The 18,204-nt window shown below is 41.2% G+C and carries 19 protein-coding genes; all 19 read left to right on the top strand.

Annotated elements, in window-relative coordinates; genetic code table 11:
• Positions 1-120: 120 nt before the first annotated feature.
• A complete protein-coding gene (locus tag ACZ47Z_RS08585; protein ID WP_117482321.1) occupies positions 121-291 on the top strand; it encodes a DUF3789 domain-containing protein in 171 nt (56 codons plus the stop codon).
• The gene (locus tag ACZ47Z_RS08580) at positions 270-578 is read left to right on the top strand and encodes a plasmid mobilization protein (protein WP_024852688.1); all 309 of its coding nucleotides are present in this window, start codon (positions 270-272) and stop codon (positions 576-578) included. The genes ACZ47Z_RS08585 and ACZ47Z_RS08580 overlap by 22 nt, the downstream gene beginning before the upstream one ends.
• Positions 579-584: 6 nt before the next feature.
• The gene (locus ACZ47Z_RS08575; protein ID WP_464525458.1) at positions 585-1,868 is read left to right on the top strand and encodes a relaxase/mobilization nuclease domain-containing protein; all 1,284 of its coding nucleotides are present in this window, start codon (positions 585-587) and stop codon (positions 1,866-1,868) included.
• A 2-nt stretch (positions 1,869-1,870) separates the two neighbouring features.
• Entirely contained in the window at positions 1,871-2,677 is an 807-nt protein-coding gene (locus tag ACZ47Z_RS08570; protein ID WP_004614511.1) for a PcfB family protein, read from the top strand.
• Positions 2,678-2,682: 5 nt separating this feature from the next.
• Positions 2,683-3,669, top strand: coding sequence for an ArdC family protein (locus tag ACZ47Z_RS08565; RefSeq protein WP_396568740.1), 987 nt, complete (start codon positions 2,683-2,685; stop codon positions 3,667-3,669).
• A gap of 83 nt (positions 3,670-3,752) precedes the next feature.
• The gene (locus ACZ47Z_RS08560; RefSeq protein WP_004614509.1) at positions 3,753-4,064 is read left to right on the top strand and encodes a hypothetical protein; all 312 of its coding nucleotides are present in this window, start codon (positions 3,753-3,755) and stop codon (positions 4,062-4,064) included.
• 16 nt (positions 4,065-4,080) lie between these two features.
• Complete coding sequence (locus ACZ47Z_RS08555; protein WP_024852684.1) at positions 4,081-4,359, top strand: DUF4314 domain-containing protein; 279 nt, start codon at positions 4,081-4,083, stop codon at positions 4,357-4,359.
• Positions 4,360-4,382: 23 nt separating this feature from the next.
• Complete coding sequence (locus ACZ47Z_RS08550; protein ID WP_154301185.1) at positions 4,383-6,107, top strand: VirD4-like conjugal transfer protein, CD1115 family; 1,725 nt, start codon at positions 4,383-4,385, stop codon at positions 6,105-6,107.
• Between the two features lie 87 nt (positions 6,108-6,194).
• On the top strand, positions 6,195-6,512 hold the full coding sequence (locus tag ACZ47Z_RS08545) for a hypothetical protein (RefSeq protein ID WP_006426976.1): 318 nt from the start codon (positions 6,195-6,197) through the stop codon (positions 6,510-6,512).
• Between the two features lie 87 nt (positions 6,513-6,599).
• Positions 6,600-7,442: a VirB6/TrbL-like conjugal transfer protein, CD1112 family gene (locus tag ACZ47Z_RS08540; RefSeq protein ID WP_172590441.1), complete on the top strand. Its 843-nt coding sequence runs from the start codon at positions 6,600-6,602 to the stop codon at positions 7,440-7,442.
• Between the two features lie 4 nt (positions 7,443-7,446).
• Positions 7,447-7,878, top strand: coding sequence for a DUF4313 domain-containing protein (locus tag ACZ47Z_RS08535; protein ID WP_007884639.1), 432 nt, complete (start codon positions 7,447-7,449; stop codon positions 7,876-7,878).
• Between the two features lie 3 nt (positions 7,879-7,881).
• Complete coding sequence (locus ACZ47Z_RS08530) at positions 7,882-8,322, top strand: PrgI family protein (RefSeq protein ID WP_007884640.1); 441 nt, start codon at positions 7,882-7,884, stop codon at positions 8,320-8,322.
• Positions 8,315-10,645, top strand: coding sequence for a VirB4-like conjugal transfer ATPase, CD1110 family (locus ACZ47Z_RS08525; protein ID WP_199596345.1), 2,331 nt, complete (start codon positions 8,315-8,317; stop codon positions 10,643-10,645). The genes ACZ47Z_RS08530 and ACZ47Z_RS08525 overlap by 8 nt, the downstream gene beginning before the upstream one ends.
• Positions 10,645-10,995 (top strand): hypothetical protein, encoded by a 351-nt coding sequence (locus ACZ47Z_RS08520; RefSeq protein ID WP_006426970.1) that lies wholly within the window; start codon positions 10,645-10,647, stop codon positions 10,993-10,995. Before ACZ47Z_RS08525 ends, ACZ47Z_RS08520 begins: the two co-directional genes overlap by 1 nt.
• A gap of 29 nt (positions 10,996-11,024) precedes the next feature.
• Entirely contained in the window at positions 11,025-12,716 is a 1,692-nt protein-coding gene (locus tag ACZ47Z_RS08515) for a lysozyme family protein (protein ID WP_006426969.1), read from the top strand.
• 170 nt (positions 12,717-12,886) lie between these two features.
• Positions 12,887-15,148, top strand: a complete 2,262-nt coding sequence (locus ACZ47Z_RS08510) for a glycoside hydrolase domain-containing protein (protein ID WP_007884642.1) — start codon at positions 12,887-12,889, stop codon at positions 15,146-15,148.
• Between the two features lie 80 nt (positions 15,149-15,228).
• Positions 15,229-15,789: a hypothetical protein gene (locus ACZ47Z_RS08505; protein ID WP_006426967.1), complete on the top strand. Its 561-nt coding sequence runs from the start codon at positions 15,229-15,231 to the stop codon at positions 15,787-15,789.
• A 403-nt stretch (positions 15,790-16,192) separates the two neighbouring features.
• Positions 16,193-16,906, top strand: a complete 714-nt coding sequence (locus ACZ47Z_RS08500) for a LytR/AlgR family response regulator transcription factor (protein WP_054751262.1) — start codon at positions 16,193-16,195, stop codon at positions 16,904-16,906.
• A complete protein-coding gene (locus ACZ47Z_RS08495; protein ID WP_138373598.1) occupies positions 16,903-18,177 on the top strand; it encodes a sensor histidine kinase in 1,275 nt (424 codons plus the stop codon). The genes ACZ47Z_RS08500 and ACZ47Z_RS08495 overlap by 4 nt, the downstream gene beginning before the upstream one ends.
• The last annotated feature ends 27 nt before the right edge of the window (positions 18,178-18,204 follow it).

Here is an 18,204-nt window from a genome sequence, read left to right as displayed (position 1 = left end):
CGGTGCTACAGAAACTGGCGGTACTCGTTTTGCAAGCATAGCGTTTGGATATCCAAACGCACTTTGGGGAGAACCCCAATCCCCCGGACACAGACGGAAATGGAAAGGAAGGATCAAGTCATGTTAAGAAATGGAGTAATGATTGTAATCGCATTGATGAGCGGAGGATTTATAGGAGTGATAGTGACCTGTTGCATGGTTGCAGCGAAAAAATCCGATGAGGAGCTTGGCGATATGATGAAAGAGAAAAGAGAAGGGACGGTGATGCAATGCGAAAACGAAACCATGTGATCCCGGTGCGGTTAAATGCAAGGGAACTCAGGGAATTGGAGGAACAGGTGGAAAAAAGCGGACTGAGTCGGGAAGAGTTTATGCGTTCGCTGATCTTAGGAGCACAGGTACACGCAAAACCTTGTGAACATCACCCGGAACTGCTTAGGAAGATAGCGGGTCTGTGCAATAATGCGAACCAGCTTGCCCATGTTGCGAATGCTTCGGGAATGGCAAGTGAGCAGAGTGTACAGGAAATGCTCCGGCTTACCAAAGAGACATGGCATCTGGTAAAGGAAGAGTGGTAATGACAGATGGCTTATACAAGTGTTATCCCCGTCCACCGCCTGGACCGTTCCATCGAATATGTGAAAGACAAAGAAAAAACCACACAGAAAGCAGACTCTCTGGAGGCTGCCATTGATTATGCCATGAACCGGACAAAGACGGAACAAGCGGTCTTCGAAGATACCATCGGATGCACCAATGAAAATGCGTATGAAGATATGCTGACAACGAAAAAGAGATTCCATAAGATGGGCGGTGTGGAAGGATACCATCTGGTACAGAGTTTTGCAGAAGGTGAGGTGACACCGGAACTGGCACATCTCATCGGGCAGGAACTGGCAGACCGGCTCTTAAAAGGACAGTTTGAAGTAGTCATAACAACACATCTTAATACCAGACACTATCATAATCATATTGTCTGGAATTCTGTAAGCATGGTGGACGGACATAAGTACCATAGTAATGCTAAGAGTTATTATACGGAGATCCGTAAGATTTCCGATGACCTGTGCAGAAAATATGGTCTGTCTATCATTGAATCCAATCAGAAAAAATCAATCCCTTATGTACAGTGGAAAGCAGAACAGGAAGGAAAACCGACATGGAGAATGGCGATCCGTTTGGATATCAGGGAATCGGTACAGGAAAGCTACTCCTGGTTACAATTCCTAAAAGAGATGGAAAAGCGGGGTTATACATGGAAACTGAACAGGAAATACATTTCTTTAAAAGCTCCGGGAATGGAGCGGTATATCCGTCTGCGTTCTCTCGGAAAAAACTATTCCGAAGAGGAAATACGTGGGCAGATACTACAGCCAAAGGTGAAACGAGTCTATCAAAAGGCAGTACAGATTCATCCCAAAAAGAAACTGACCGGGATTCAGGCACTGTATTATTCCTATTTATATCAAATGGGAGTACTGCCAAAAAGACCGAGAAGAAGTCCGTATGCCATCAGAGAGGATATCCGGAAACTGGATCAGAGGATTGAACAGATTGAGTTTTTAATGAAGCATGACATTACGACCAGAGAACAGCTTGCCACATACCGTGAGCCGTTACAAAAACAGATTTCAGAACTGATGAAGGAACGCAGAAAGCTCTATCGGAATGACAGTGAAGACAGTGGAAAAGTACGGCTGTCCGAAATCAATGAGGAATTAAAAAATCTCCGAAAAGAAGTCCGTATGACCGTCCGGATTGAAAAGCATTCATTGGAAATCGAAGAAAGACTTCGAAAGGCAGAAGAACAAAACCAGAATGAGAAACGTGTGGAATACAAAGAAAAAGAGAGTCAGGAGGTGAGATAAGTATGAATTACGGAGCAGAACCGGCAGATCAGGTGGTGCGGTACAGTCTGGAAGGAATGGAATACTCTTTGAAGATTACCGGAAATGTGGCAAAGCATGTGGCAATCTTTATTGCGGCCGCCCTGAAAGATCAGAAAAAGACAAGAGGGAAAACAAGGCTTACCAGAATGTTAAAGGAACAGCGCCCGATGAAATTTTTTACCGTTCCGGGTGACCGCTTAAAAGAATTTGCGAAAGAAGCCAAAGCGAGAGGTATCTTATATGTTGTCATCAAAGATAAGGTGAATCCGGATCAGACAGAGGTCATGGTATTTGCAGATGATGCAGCAAAGATGAACCGGGTATTAGACCGGATGAATCTGGATTTTGTAAAAGCAGAATCAGGCTCTATGGTTACAGAAGCAGTGGAAAAAGAGAATGCACCGGAAAAGGCAGAGAACCAGATGGAAAAAGAAACCGGGGAGAATGTACGGACAGAGACCGTTGTCCTGCCGGAAGGTAAGATAGAATTTGAACTGGATGATGCGGAAGAAATGTTCCAGATCGGGGATGAGGCTTTCCCGGAAGGAAATTTTACACATGCGCAGGAGGGGAAAGCAAAGAATCCGTCCGAACCTTTCTCGCGCAACAAAAATATTTCTTCCGGTCGGGAAACTAGCTGGGAAGAAAAGAATGAAAAACCATCTGTGCGGAAAGAACTTGGAGATATCCGTAAGGAACAGGAAGAGAAACGTAAGAGGCCGGACAGACGGAAAAATGCCAGAGAGAGCAGGAAGAAACGTAAGAATATGAAAACGAAAGGCAGGTAATGTATATGGATTTAACAGATATGATTTCAGGTGGAACGGAAGAACAGCAGATTCCTGAACAGAAATTGACCAAGGAAGAATATGCAGCCAAGAAGCAGCAGGAAAGAGAAGAGGTATGGGCTGAAGTAGATTCACAGGCACAGGGAGTTTTTCAGGATGGAGAAAAACTGAAAGGCTTTCTGGATTTTATGGCAGAGTGTAATACACAGAGAACTCCGAATCTGCTTTTGATCTACGGACAGCATCCGGATTTTAAGGTGGTAAGGTCTTATGAACGCTGGAGAGAAGAACACCGTTCAGTAAAAGCAGGGGAGCATGGCATTACTTATATGATTTCCACTGAATACGAAAAAGACGGAGAAATGCGGAGAGGGTATACGATCGGAAAAGGATTTGACATCAGTCAGATGTCAGGAAAGCCATTAGAAGAACGCTCACAGCGAAGTTTGACAGAACTGGTAGGAGCTGTCTTAAAAGACCAGTCGGTGCGTGTACAGATTGAGGATGATCTGCCAGACAAAGTGCAGGCCCAGTACAATCCGAGATACCGTACCATTTATATCCGCAACGGAATGAGTGAAGTAACGACATTCCATGCACTGAACAGAGAACTGGCATGTGCAGCACTGGACCAGCATACCGGAACCTACAGCCGACAGAAAGTCAGCGCACAGGCATATTGTGCGGCCTATGTGATTGCAAAACGTTATGGTGTGGATGTTACCGGATTCAATCTGGAGTATATTGCACAGAGAAATGAATGTGGAAAGAAAGATCCGCAGGAACTGAGAGACTTTTTAAATGATGTCCGTCAGGCTTCCTACAGTATACGAAACCATATCGAACGCAATTTTGGTGCAAAGGAACAGGAGTATATAACCGATGAGTTCGCAATCGGAGACCCTGTAAAAATACCGGAAACCAAGGATGAAAAACCATCTGAAAAAGCATCCGGAAAAGAGAAAAAAGCAAAGAGCCAGCCGGAACGATAAAAGTGAAAAAGTTGGATGGTTGGAGTAGCTATTACGGAGGTCTTGTGATATGGTTGGTGTAACAAAAAAAGGAGGTCAGCCAGATGACAAAATACTATTTGAAGATGGATAACATTATGAAAAATATGTTCGTGGTGGCACTGAATGATGAGCTGCAGGCACAGAGTGAGCAGGATGAATGTTTGGAAGAAACGAAAGCTCTTCTGAAAAAAGTAAGTGAATACGACCTCGCCCAGAAACGGCTGCAGATTACAGCCGGGGAACAAAGGCAGATCCGTAAGGCACTGAACAGGCTTAGAAGTAAATATCTTGCAGCCGGAAGATATAGTGATGGAATAGATAAAATCATTATTCAGGTTGCAAAACCGAATACCACCAGACACATGTTCTGGTAGAGAAAGGAGTGGTTGATTGGTCATTTATTCAAGAGAAAAAGTGGCAAGACTTAGAGAACAGTATCCGGCAGGAACAAGAATCTGTCTGAATTCGATGGACGGAGAAGCGGGTATGCCGCAGGGACTGGAAGGAACTGTGCAGTATGTGGATGATGCAGGCCAGCTCGGTGTTAAGTGGGACAACGGCAGAAGTCTCTCACTGATACCGGGGGTGGATTCCTTTCATAAGAAAGAAGGACAGGGACATCCAGAAGAAAAGCCACGCAAGAAAAGAGAATCTGACTTGCAGAGATAAGTACAAAAAAGCAGGACTGGGTTCTGTATCTTGTCTTTCTGCCATTTGTCTGGTGGGCGGCAGCGATTACCGCTTGTGCCATTACACCGGATAAGAATTTTATTCAAATCTTAGAAACGCTGAGCGAAAAACTCGAACAGCCGTTTTTTATCACGTATACACCGTATACGTTCAAATGTATTCTGATATTCACAGCAGCCTATTTCTTAGGCATTGGTATTTATGAATCCCAAAAAAGAAATTATAGAAGAGGCGTGGAACATGGTTCCGCAAAATGGGGCAATGTGTCCGAAATCTGCAGACGTTACTGCGAAAAGCAGTACACGAATAATCTGCTTCTGACACAGCATTTCCGCATGGGACTGGATGGATATAAGCATAAACGAAATTTAAATGTGCTGGTAGTCGGAGGTTCCGGGGCAGGAAAGAGCCGGACCTATGCGATTCCGAACATCATGCAGTGCAACTGCTCGATGGTGATCACAGATCCGAAAGCGGAACTTCTGCGCAAAACAGGAGGTGTTCTGGAACGGAATGGATATGAAGTCCGGGTTTTTGATTTGATCAATCCGGAGACTTCCTGGTGTTATAACCCGTTTGCGTATGTCCGGGATGATAAGGATGTACTGAAGCTGATCAATAACCTGATCCGCAACACAACACCGAAGGGAGCGCAGAGCTCAGACCCGTTTTGGGAGAAGTCCGAGACTGCACTTTTACAGGCACTTATGCTGTATTTGCTGCATGAAGCTCCACCAGAAGAACAGAACTTCCCGATGATCATGGAAATGCTTGGCAGTGCACAGGTCAAAGAAGATGATGAGGATTACCAGTCACCATTGGACATTTTGTTTGAAAGACTGGAAATGCGGGACCCAGAGAGTATTGCGGTCAAGCAGTATGCCATTTATAAGCAGGCGGCCGGCAAGACTGCGAAATCTATTTTGATTTCTGTTGGTGTTCGTCTGGCAGCGTTCAATCTGAAACAGATCGCCAATCTGACCTGTACAGACGAACTGGACTTATACAGTATCGGGGAGAAAAAAGTGGCACTGTTTTGCTGTATTCCAGATGCGGACACCAGTATGAATTATCTGGTCGGCATGATTTACAGCAATCTGTTTCAGACACTGTATTATGTGGCAGACCGGAAGTACGGAGGAAGGCTTCCGATTCCGGTACACTGCATTATGGATGAATGGCCAAACGTAGCATTGCCGGATGACTTTGACAAGATTCTGGCAACCATGCGTTCCAGAGGGATTTCCTGCAGTATCATCATCCAGAACATTGCACAGATGAAAGCCTTGTTTAAAGACTCGTATGAGAGTCTTATCGGTAACTGCGATGAATTTTTATATTTGGGTGGAAATGAAAAAGAAGGACATAAGTATGTCTCGGAATTATTGGGAAAAGAGACATTGGATACCAATACCTACGGACAGACAAAAGGGCGTAGCGGTAGCTATTCGGTGAATTATCAGCAGACTGGAAGGGAACTTTTAACACCGGATGAAATACGGCTTTTAGATAACCGCAAAGCGATTTTGTTTATTCGTGGGGAGCGTCCAATCATGGACGATAAATATGATTTAAAAAAGCATGTGAATTTCAGATACACAGAGGACGGTGGTGCATCGCCTTATGATTATGCGAAAACACCACTGGCTCACGACGACCTAAAGATTGACATTAACAGATTAGACGACTACGAACTGCTGTCTACCGAGGACATCCTTGGTGAATAGCAGTTTTTTGATGGATTGGAGTGATGTGTATTGAAGAAACTTCTCACAGGAGAAAAAAATAGAACAAAAAAGAATACAACTGAAAAAATGACAACCCCGATGCCGATGGGGAGAAAACAGAAAAAGTGGATGAGCCTTTACATGGCGCTGGTACTGACCGTAACGGTTGGAGCAACGACCGCATTCGCAGCCGGAGATCCGTTGTCCGTTATCAATAACTTGTCTACATTTATTTTTTCTCTGATTCGTGCGATCGGTTTGATTTTGCTTGGATTTGGTGTTGTGCAGGTTGGTTTGTCTTTAAAAAGCCATGATCCAAGCCAGAGGGCAAATGGATTTCTGACACTGGCCGGAGGGGTAATTATTACGTTCGCCAAAGAAATCCTCGATTTGATTATGGCGTAAGCCTCTTTGAAAAAATATATCAGGAAACAGCAGGAGTGCCGGAAGGTACTCCTGTATTCAAAAATATGTTTAAGGAGGTGAGAGTTTTTGAGTGATAACTGGATTGTACAGAATCTAAACTCAGCACTATCCACATGGAGTGAAAAGATGGCAGAACTGTGGACTCTGCTGACCGAAAATCCGGCAACTTTTAAGGGCGGCGGCATCTGGCGGATTATGGTAAATATTAATGATGCACTGACAGCCATTGCTTATGGATTACTGGTATTATTTTTCGCAGCCGGAATCATTAAAACGTGTGGCAGTTTTACAGATCTGAAAAAGCCGGAACATGTGCTAAAAGCATTTATCCGGTTTGCACTTGCTCAGGGAGCAATTACATACGGGATGGAACTTATGCAGGCACTGTTTTCCATTGTGCAGGGAATCGTGACAACCGTAATGAGTGGCTCCAGTATGGCAGGAAGCGTGACGGAACTGCCAACGGAGATTGTAGATAAGATTGAGAGCGTGGGAATGCTGGAATCCATTCCGTTGTGGATTGTTACACTGCTTGGCAGTCTGCTGATCACTGTATTGTCATTTGTAATGATCCTGACAGTGTATGGCAGAATGTTCAAAATCTATATGTATACGGCAATCGCCCCGATTCCGATTTCCTCATTTGCAGGAGAACCCACGCAGTCCATTGGAAAGAACTTTATCCGTTCTTATGTAGGCGTATGTCTGGAAGGGGCAATTATTGCACTGGCATGTATTATCTTTTCTGCTTATGCAGCAAGCCCTCCGGCTGTCGGAGATACGGAGTTGAGTGCAGTTACAATCGTGTGGAACTATGTCGGAGAACTGGTATTTAATTTACTGGTGCTGGTTGGAGCAATTAAGGCATCTGACCGTATTGTCAGAGAAATGATGGGACTTGGAGGTTAAAAATATGGATATAAAGAAAACATTAAGATATAACTGGGAATTTGGACGTGAGACAGTAGCAATACGAGTGAGCTCTTATCGGAACAATGGAAATTTATATGTAGGACTCTGCCATAAGGAAGGGAGAGAATGGGAAGATTTTGGAGATGTAACCATTAATCTGCCCTATCAGTTCTTAGAGCCAAATGAGGCTTTTATAACAGGAGATTTTACCAAGGATATGCTTCATTTTATCAAGGAACATAAACTAGGAAAAGTGTTGAATGAAACAGGAAGATCAGGATATGCAACCTATCAGAAGGTAGCGTTTGATCTAGCAAGACTTGCGGAATTTGATCCGGAAGGCGTTGCAGAACACTGTAGATTTGCCGGGATAGAAGTACCGAAAGAAAAACCACAGAAAACGAAGAAACAAAGCAGAGGAAAGGAGCGATAAGTTATGGAAGTCAAGATGAATAAAGAAATCCGGGACTATCAGGAATCCATGTTTATGGGACTGGACCTGAGACAATGTGTGTGTTCTGTTCTTGCGATTCTTACAGCAATCGGAATTTACTTTGGAATGCGTGAAATTACCGGACAGGAAATAACCGGATGGCTGTGTGTGCTTGGTGCTACTCCATTTGCTGCCTGTGGCTTTTTCAAATATCATGGTATGACAGCCGAACAGTTTTTATGGGCAGTGATCAAATCCGAATTGCTGTATCCGAAGAAACTGGTGTTTCAGTCGGAAGATATCCACTACTCCTGCATGCAGGAGACCATCTCGCTGGGAGAAAAGAATCAAAAGGATGGAGCGGAAATCATAAAAGAGCGGGAGCAAAGAGCAGAAGCAAAACAGAGAAAGAAACGCAAGGGAAGGAGTGATGCCTTTGATTAAAACCTTAAGTCAGGCACTTCGGATGGATAAGGAACGCTTCAAAGTTCCGAAATCAGTCCAACAGGCAATTCCCATCCAGCGAATCTGGCCGGATGGAATTTTTCAACAGGGAACGAAATTCTCAAAAACATATCGTTTTACAGATATCAACTATTATATTGCGAGTAAGGACAATAAGACAGAAATGTTTCTGGATTATTCCGAACTCTTAAATTCACTGGATTCCGGCATTTCTGCCAAAATTACCATCAATAACCGGAGAATCAATAAAGAAGAATTTGAAAAATCAATCCTGCTTCCAATGAAGGAAGATGGACTGGACCACTATCGGGAAGAATACAACGAAATGCTCCTGTCTAAGATTACAGGAACAAACAACAGCATCTATCAGGAACGGTATCTGACTGTCAGTGTACATAAAAGATCGATTGACGATGCAAGAACCTATTTTGCACGTATCGGAACAGACATCGTAACACATCTGGCAAAGTTATCGTCCACAGCAGAAGGACTGGACGCAGAGAGCCGGCTCCAGATTTTCAGGGACTTCTTCAAGGGAGATGTCCCACAGGCATTTCCGTTTGATCTGAAACAATTTGCCAAGAAGGGAACAAGTTTCAAGGACTGGATGTGTCCGGATTCTATGGAATTTGAACGTGACCATTTTAAAATCGGTGACAGGTACGGAAGAGTCCTGTATATGCAGGATTATGCAAGTTATGTTAAAGATGACATGATTTCAGAACTGTGTGACTTCAGCCGGAATCTGATATTGTCGATTGATATCCTGCCAGTCCCTACGGATGAAGCGGTAAGGGAAATCCAGAACCGACTGCTTGGTGTGGAAACCAACGTGACCAACTGGCAGAGAAGGCAGAACGCTAATAATAACTTCTCGGCAATCGTACCATACGATATGGAACTTCAGAGAAAAGAAACCAAGGAAATGCTCGATGATCTGACAACCAGAGACCAGCGTATGATGTTCGGAATTTTGACAATGGTACATCTGGCAGACAGTAAAAAACAGTTGGATTCCGATACGGAATTATTATTGTCGATAGCAAGAAAGCATCTGTGCCAGATGGCAACATTAAAGTGGCAGCAAGTGGACGGACTCAATACAGTGCTTCCTTACGGACTGCGAAAGATCAATGCCCTGCGTACATTGACAACGGAATCAACGGCTGTTTTAATCCCGTTCCATACACAGGAAATCCTGCAGCCGGGCGGTATCTATTATGGGCAGAATGCAGTCAGCAAGAACCTTCTGGTAGCCGACCGGAAGAAACTGATGAATGGAAACAGTTTCCGGTTGGGCGTCAGTGGATCAGGAAAGAGCTTTTCGGCAAAAGAAGAGATTGTGCATCTGGCATTGAGTACCGATGACGATATCCTGATTCTTGATCCGGAGTCCGAATTCACAAAATTAGTAGAGGCTCTGGGTGGACAGGTTGTAAAAGTATCTGCGACATCAGACAATCACCTGAATGCAATGGATATGGACGCAGCCTACGGCAATGAAAAGAATCCACTGATTGAAAAATCGGAGTTTATTCTGTCTGTATTTGAACAGTTGGTTGGAGCAGGAAACCTGTCAGCAAAAGAAAAGTCAATCCTGGACCGCTGTGCTGCAGATGTGTACCGGGATTATATCCGAAGTGGTTATACCGGAGAAGTTCCGACATTGAAAGATATGTACCGACAGTTGATGTTACAGCCGGAAGAAGAGGCAAGGGGACTTGCACTGTCATCCGAACTTTTTATCAATGGAAGCCTGAACACCTTTGCACAGCCGACCAATGTGAATAAGAAGAACAGGATCATGGATTATGATATCCGGGAACTGGGGGAACAGCTTATGCCACTGGGAATGCTGGTTACCTTAGACAGTATTTTCAACAGGGTAATTCAGAACTGGAAAGAAGGAAAAACGACATGGATATTTGCCGATGAGTTCTATCTGTTATTCCGCTATGAATACAGTGCAAATTTCTTCTACCGACTGTACAAGAGAATCAGAAAATACAATGGATTCGTGACAGGTTTAACCCAAAATGTTGAGGAACTTCTGAAATCGGACACTGCAAGACTGATGTTGGCAAACAGTGAGTTTTTGATTCTTTTGAATCAGGCAAGTACAGACAGGGAAGAATTGGCAGCTCTTTTGAATATTTCCGAAAACCAACTGTCCTATATTACAAATGTATCGGTTGGCAGTGGCCTAATCCGTTGCTCTGGGAATATCGTACCATTTGAGAATACGTTCCCAAAGAATACAGACCTTTATAAACTAATGACAACAAAACCGGGAGAATCATAATGAAGAAAAAAGAAGAAGTAACGATAACTTTTTATGCTGCAGAGTGCGGTGAGTTCCATGATTTAGGAGAATATACAAAATGCAGAACGCTGGAAGAGGCATATAAAAAGTACCAGAAATATTGTAGAACATCTGCCAATATGTGTCCGGCTATTGAGTTTTCTATTCATGATCCAGAATCAATTTATTCAGACATGGAATATCCATTACCGTTGTCATCAAAAGACAGGGGAGACTTGGAACTTGTGCCATATTACAACGAACATCCACTGGTAAATGAGGCAATCAGACAGGTGGAGCAGTTGCAGAAACAGCAGGAAAAAAAGAAACATCGGGATGTTGCCCGATGAGATAAGAGATACGGAAAGAGGGTGACCGGATGAAAGATATCAAGGAACGGGTAAGGGATAAGAATCCGAAGATTCGAAATCCGGCTGCCCGACTTCCGAAAGAACTGGTTCGCTCAGCGGTTCTGGAAGCAAAAGAAAAGCCAAGGGAACTACATGAAAAAAGCAGTGGGCAGTCAGAATCCCCAACACAGTATGGAACTGAAAAAATAGAATCCGTACAGTACAGAGCGGCGAGTGTGGCAGGAAAAAGTATAGGGAAAACCACATATCAAGGTGGAAAAAAACTTGCTGGAGTGACCTACAGGAAGATAAAGGAAAGAAAAAGCAGACAGGAAGAAGCGAAAGCTGCCGAAGAAGCAATGGAGCAGGGGGCAGAAAGCGGAAAGAAATTAATCAAGTTGAAACCGGAGCAGGCAGCACTTGCCAAGGAGAATGGTAAACGGCAGGTGAAAGCAGCACCGAGAGTGGTAAAAGTATCCGGTCTGTCTCAAGAAAAAATAAAGACACAGGCATCCATGCAGAAACAGCAGATGGAAAAAAGTCTTCAGGCGATGCAGAAAGCAAGAGCAGCCCAGATGGCAAGAAAGTCAGCACAGGCATCGGCAGAAAGTGGAAAAGCAGTCCTTCAGGTAACTGGAAAGGGTTCAAAGTTATCCGTACAGGGAATTACAGCAGCGATTCAAAAAGGGGTAGTAGCTCTTGAAAAAATGGGAAAATGGATTGCTGCCGGAGGTAGTGCATTTCTTCTGGTATTTATTCTGATTGTGGGAATCATTGCAGGAGCAGCTTTCAGCAGTAATTCGGAAAGCTCCGAATCCCTAAGTGAAGAAGTGCTTGCGTATACTTCTGTGATACAGCAGTATGCATCCCAATACGGCATTCCGGAATATGTGTCTGCGATACAGGCCATCATGATGCAGGAATCTGGAGGCAGGGGAACAGACCCGATGCAGTGTTCGGAAAGTCCATATAATACAAGATTCCCACACACTCCTGGTTCTATTACTGATCCGGATTATTCGATAGAGGTTGGAGTACAGACCTTTGCAGACTGTATCAGACAGGCAGGATGCAGCAGTCCACAGGATCTGGACAAGCTGAAACTTGCATGGCAGGGATATAACTATGGAAATGGCTACATAGGATGGGCATTGCAAAGAGGCGGTTATACAGAAGCCAATGCATTGCAGTTTTCACAGGAACAGGCAGCTTCGCATGGATGGAGCAGTTACGGAGATCCCCAATACGTTCCCCATGTGATGCGGTATTATTCCGGTGGCAGCCTGTTTGCTGGTTTGTTTGGTAATCAGCAGATTGTGTCGGTTGCAATGGGGCAGCTTGGAAACAGTGGCGGTCAGAAGTTCTGGAGCTGGTACGGATTTGACAGTCGGGTAGAATGGTGTGCCTGTTTTGTAAGCTGGTGTGCGGATCAGAGCGGTCTGATTGCAAGTGGGAATGTTCCTAAATTCTCATTGTGCAGTGATGGAGTGTCCTGGTTTCAGGGAAAGAATAAGTGGCAGAGTGGCGGAACAACTCCGACAGCTGGAATGATCATCTTTTTTGACTGGGATCATGATGGAACATCGGATCATGTAGGAATAGTAGAAAAGTGTGAAGGTGGAAGAGTTTACACGATTGAGGGAAATTCCAGTGATCAGGTACGGCAGAGAAATTATGCAGTAGATTACAGTTCTATAATGGGATATGGGGTGATAAATTGATGGTTTCTTTCATAATTTGTTAAGGATTTTATAAGGGAGTTAATGAATCCTTTGGAAAATAGTCACAAAATAGGCACAGTTGATTGATAAATTGTTATTGTAACTTTTAGTGATAGACATATAAAGAGTTAGAAATCTTTATAATTGACTTGAATTAGGAGGTAGTGAATATGAGTGATCAGAATGTAAAAGCAGCACAAAAATATTTAAATGCGATGTTTGGTGGACATAAGGATTGGGTAAAACTGGATGAAGATGGAAAGACCGGAACAGCCGTGATGCAGGGAATCATTCGTGCATTTCAGATTCAGAATGGAATCTCAACGATTACAGGAACGGTTGGACCACTTACTATTAATACCATGAAGAAGTTAGCCATTATTACAAAAATGGATCCGAATGATACTCCGCAGGTTAATGTATGCTTGATTCAGTGTGCTCTGTTTTGCAAAGGATATGCTGCTGGAGGAATTACTGGAATTTATTATACATCAGGAGTAAATGCAGTTAAAAAGATGCAGGAAAATGCAGGACTGGAAGTTACGGGCAAAATTGATTGGAAAGTTTGGTCTGGATTGTTATCCCTAAACTGGTTTACAAAGGTTTCTGGTGGGGATTCCAATATTGTTCTTATTCAACAGCAATTAAATAGTGACTGGTCAGATGTTATTGGTGTTGGACCTTGTGATGGAATTGCCTCAAGACAGACAATTTTGTCTTTAGTTGGTGCATTGCAGGCGGCTGAAGGAGTTACAACTGAATTAATTACAGATTTGAATTCAGTTAATTTTGGCGATGCAACAACAAATGCGTTTCCGGGTACATTACAGAACGGACAGAACTCGACGAAATATGTTCCATTTAATAAGATTGCTCAATACGGACTATATTTTAACGGATATAATCCGGGAAGATTCGATGGCGTGTTTGATTCGACTACAGAGTCAAAGGTGTCAGAATTTCAGGAGTTTTATGGTCTGACAGGAATTGGACTTGTAACAAAAGGAAAAGTAAATGTTTCTACTATGAAATCATTGCTTACGAGTAAAGGCGATACAAACAGGGCAGCAAAAGCGTGTGACTGTGCAACAGTATTAAATAAACAACAGGCATTAGATATAAAAAATGCAGGGTATACTCATGTAGGACGTTATCTGACAGGTTCTGTTGGAAAAGAACATACACCGAAATATTTGACATCAACAGAAGTGAAAAACATTGAAAATGCAGGATTATCGGTATTCCCGATATATCAGGATGGAGGATATGAATTAAACTATTTTAAGGATCCGTCCCAGGGAAGTGTTGATGCACAGACAGCAATTTTAGCAGCCGAGAGAATCGGTATACCAAGTGGAACGACTATATACTTTGCAGTGGATTTTGATTGTTATTCATATCAGATTGATACATTTATTATACCTTATTTTGAACAGATTCACATGATCTTTTTCAGTTCGACAAATGATAAAAATTATAAAGTCGGCATTTATGCACCAAGATATGTATGTACTAAAGTTTATGAAGCAGGATTGGCAAGTAAATCATTTGTGGCAGATATGTCAACTGGATTTAGCTGTAATTTGGGATATTCGATGCCGAAGAACTGGGCATTTGATCAATTTTGTGAGTTGAACTCATTTTCTTCATCACCTTCGTTCCCACTGGATAAAGATGCATATTCAGGGAGAGATACTGGATTTAAAAAGTTCGATGCCGTATCGACAAAAACAGATGAGGAAATAGCGCAAGAAAATCTTCGGGCAAAGGTAAAAATAGCACGAAATCAATATGTCTATAATGTAATGGAGCCGCTTGGTTATCTGAATAAAATTATGGATGTGGGTGTGGAGTATGATAAGGAAATTTCACTGGGAACAATGATGAGTCCTCAAGGAGCAATTGATATTTCTACTAAAATATCCACATCGCTTGAAAGTTCAACTGGTAAAATTTATAATATAAAAGTGGATATAGGAAATGATGGAGAATTGACACAAACTTGCAAAAATCAAATTATGGAGATTTCATCAAATTTATCAGATACAGGTATAGAGGGAGCAGATAACTTTGGAAATACGATAGAAAAAATTGCTTTATCGGTTAAATCTGGTAATATTGCTTTTGAAATAAATAATGTTTTTGCCAATAGTGTAGAGTTTTCCATTGTATTTAGTACATCAGATTTGCTGCCAGAAGAGGAAAAAGAGTGGACAATATCGGTTGCTTTGATTTTTACAATGACATTAAATTCTAATAGTGGTCTTGAATTTAATGTTGTAGAATTCACAAAAGAGCATAGTAATATACTGGCAGGAGCCGTAATATTAGTTCTTGCGGGTGCATTAGTTGTAAATGCAATTCCGTCAATTATTGCTTTATTTTCAGCTGGAGCAGGTACTGTTTTTGGTTTGTTGATTCAAGCGCTGTAAATTGTAAAAGAATAAAAGAGACAATGGCCAGAGGTTCGATTTTATAAAGAGGACCTCTGGCAAAAGGGGGATTAAGAAGAATGCATATTAAATCAATTGTGTCAGATGAGGATAGGGAAGAATTAGAAAGAATGCTTTCGCTTGGGTTTATAATTCCTAATCAATTATTTAAAACAAGACAGAAAAGTAGAATGATTATCTATATTTTTACACCTGTAGAATTTTTACTGTCGATTAATTGTTATCTGTCGGAAAGTTATTTGATGTTTGGAATAGGGATTGGAACTTGTGTGGCTTGTGTGGCTTGGATTATTTGGTATCAAATGATTGGTAAAAATTTTGAAAAAAATGTTCATGAATTTGTCTGGGGTAGATCAGGATATGAAACGGTGGATATCGATGAAAACGCAATTAAAATAGATGAAGATCAAATTTATGAATTTAAAAATATTGATAGAATGTTCTTATATAAAAACTTCTTTTTTTTCATAACAAATGAAAAGAAAATATTTATATTTAAAACGACAGATATGGAGTCGGATGAACTTATAAAAATTATTAAAACAACAGGGATTTTATTTGAAAAAAAAGAAAAACCATTTAATATTTATAAGTATTGTAAAAAAGGAAAAAGTTTTTAAAAATAAGCAGAGGATGGTGGATTTATCATCCTTTTAGAGAAGAGCATGTATTTTAAAGGGAATCTGGTTTTGCAGGTTCCCTTTTTGCCATCAAAAACGTTGATGTTTTATCAAATGACGCTAAAAATAAAAAGAATAATGCAGGGGGTGACATTATTAGTTATCGCTGTAATATTTGGATAAAATATAAATAAAACATAAAAAATATAAATAAATTATAAAATGGCGACAGTTTTTTCTTGTTCAAGTGTTTATTATATAGAGGACAAAATAAGACAGCAAAGGAAGTGGTGCTGTTGCATCGGAAAAATGACACAAAATTAGTGATGTCCATTCGGGAAAAGAATTGAAGGGGATTCTTTTCCCCATTTGTCGTGTTACGAAAGACTGAGGGTAAGAAAATATGCTAGAACTTGCAATCTGTGATGATGACATCATCCTATGTAATTGGTTAGAACAGAAGCTGCTCCATTATGGGAAAGCGAATGACTGTCAGATATCTATAGAAATATACTATTCTGCGGAGCAGCTTCTTAACAGGCTGGAAGAAGAATCCTACGATATGTTATTCCTTGATATTTGTCTGGAACATGAGAATGGAATTGATATCGGAACGGAGATACGAAAGAAAAATTATGGAAAAGAACTGCGGATTACCTATATTTCAACATATCAGGAATATGCTATGAAATTATTCCGTATTCATCCATTTGATTTTCTTGTAAAGCCAATCCGAGAGGAAGAACTTTTCCGGGTGATAGGTGAATTACGGGAACTGTTAAAAGAACGGAAGAAAATATTTGAATATACGGATACAAAAGGAATCCACAAGATTTCTTATGACAAGATCCTGTATTTTTATAGTCTGGGAAAAAGAGTACATATCGTGACATCGGAAAAAGAATTTGAATATCGAGGAAAATTAAAGGATGTAGCGGATGTAACAGAAGAATATTTCTTACTGATTCACAAGTCCTATCTCATCAATATGGAACACGTGGAGCATTACAAATATGACAACGTGGTTATGAAAGACAAGACACGTCTCAGTATCAGTAAAGCAAATCGCAAGAAGGTCAGGGAAAGACTATTACAAACGGAGAAGAAAAGATTATGAATATCCATTTGATCACTTATCTGACAAGTAAATTATTCTGGATTTATACTGTGTTCCGTTATAATACCATCCTGTATCCAAGAAATGAGGATACACAAAAGCTATTTGCATATTTTTGTGCATATCTACTTTCCTGCTGGGGAAGTATGCAGTGGGGAACGATGTACGGAGATCTGATCTTTGAGCTGATCGCTCTGTTAATTATAACAGTGGCATATCAGGCAGACTGGCAACATCATGTCTGGAATACACTTATGGTATATATTATGGGAATTTTATGTGATGGGATTCCAATCGTGCTCTTTCAACGGTATGCGGTAGCAAGAAATCCGGTGCATCATCACATGGGACCGGGAACTATCGTAATGGGAAATTTTATATTCTTTTTACTGGAAGTTATTATTGAAAGAAAAGTGGATGTAAAGAGAAGTTATTATATAAAGAACCGTCATTGGCTTGCTATGCTTTCTGTCCCGGTGATCAGTATTATAGTCTGTATCAGGATATTGCTGCTAGACAGAAGAGGTGTGCGGTCTACGATTGTATTATTCTTACTGTTTATCAATGTGTTTATTTTTTATCTGCACGATGAGGTTCAGAAAAGTTATATTGAAACAGCAAAACAGGAAGAGATGAAGATTCAGATGAGCCAGTATGCAAAAGAACTGGAGATGATGATGAAATCACAGGACAGGCTGAATAAGATACATCATGATTACAATCACCATCTTACAACAATAGGGGCAATGGCAAAAACGGGAGGAAATGAAGAGATTCTATCGTATCTGAAACAAATGGAGAATATAGCCGGAACAGCCTTATGTCATCATTTATATACAGAAAACCGTAATATGAATAATCTGCTGAATTATATTCTGGAAGATTCGAAATCAGTAATTGAAAATCCAGAGATTTCTGTGGAAATACCGAATCATATAGGGGAAGAACTATTTGATTTAAGTATAATTGTGGGAAATCTTATGGATAATGCTATTCGTGGGACAGCAGCTTCAGATGAAAGGAGATTATCGTTTCAGATGTATTATCGAAAAGGAATCATGAATATCCAGATTGAGAATAGCATAAAAGATACACCAAAAGTGCGGAATGGAATTTATCTGACAACGAAAAGCAGGAAAGAAGGACATGGAATAGGATTACAAAATGTGAAACTCGTAGTAGAAAAGTATCATGGTCAGATGGAGATCTGCCATACGGAGAAATCCTTTCAAGTGAAAATATTATTATATATGAAATTAGATGAAAAATAGTAAGGCGATGGTGTCTTACTATTTTTT

The sequence above is a fragment of the Mediterraneibacter faecis genome, from assembly GCF_055383675.1.
The sequence above is the reverse complement of the archived record's forward strand: the minus strand, read 5'-3'. Positions and strand labels throughout refer to the sequence as shown.

Bases quoted from the DNA above. Each gene is read 5' to 3' on its own strand.
- ACZ47Z_RS08585 (WP_117482321.1), top strand. From the start codon at position 121: ATGTTAAGAAATGGAGTAATGATTGTAATCGCATTGATGAGCGGAGGA.
- ACZ47Z_RS08580 (WP_024852688.1), top strand. From the start codon at position 270: ATGCGAAAACGAAACCATGTGATCCCGGTGCGGTTAAATGCAAGGGAA.
- ACZ47Z_RS08575 (WP_464525458.1), top strand. From the start codon at position 585: ATGGCTTATACAAGTGTTATCCCCGTCCACCGCCTGGACCGTTCCATC.
- ACZ47Z_RS08570 (WP_004614511.1), top strand. From the start codon at position 1,871: ATGAATTACGGAGCAGAACCGGCAGATCAGGTGGTGCGGTACAGTCTG.
- ACZ47Z_RS08565 (WP_396568740.1), top strand. From the start codon at position 2,683: ATGGATTTAACAGATATGATTTCAGGTGGAACGGAAGAACAGCAGATT.
- ACZ47Z_RS08560 (WP_004614509.1), top strand. From the start codon at position 3,753: ATGACAAAATACTATTTGAAGATGGATAACATTATGAAAAATATGTTC.
- ACZ47Z_RS08545 (WP_006426976.1), top strand. From the start codon at position 6,195: ATGACAACCCCGATGCCGATGGGGAGAAAACAGAAAAAGTGGATGAGC.
- ACZ47Z_RS08535 (WP_007884639.1), top strand. From the start codon at position 7,447: ATGGATATAAAGAAAACATTAAGATATAACTGGGAATTTGGACGTGAG.
- ACZ47Z_RS08530 (WP_007884640.1), top strand. From the start codon at position 7,882: ATGGAAGTCAAGATGAATAAAGAAATCCGGGACTATCAGGAATCCATG.
- ACZ47Z_RS08520 (WP_006426970.1), top strand. From the start codon at position 10,645: ATGAAGAAAAAAGAAGAAGTAACGATAACTTTTTATGCTGCAGAGTGC.
- ACZ47Z_RS08515 (WP_006426969.1), top strand. From the start codon at position 11,025: ATGAAAGATATCAAGGAACGGGTAAGGGATAAGAATCCGAAGATTCGA.
- ACZ47Z_RS08510 (WP_007884642.1), top strand. From the start codon at position 12,887: ATGAGTGATCAGAATGTAAAAGCAGCACAAAAATATTTAAATGCGATG.
- ACZ47Z_RS08505 (WP_006426967.1), top strand. From the start codon at position 15,229: ATGCATATTAAATCAATTGTGTCAGATGAGGATAGGGAAGAATTAGAA.
- ACZ47Z_RS08500 (WP_054751262.1), top strand. From the start codon at position 16,193: ATGCTAGAACTTGCAATCTGTGATGATGACATCATCCTATGTAATTGG.
- ACZ47Z_RS08495 (WP_138373598.1), top strand. From the start codon at position 16,903: ATGAATATCCATTTGATCACTTATCTGACAAGTAAATTATTCTGGATT.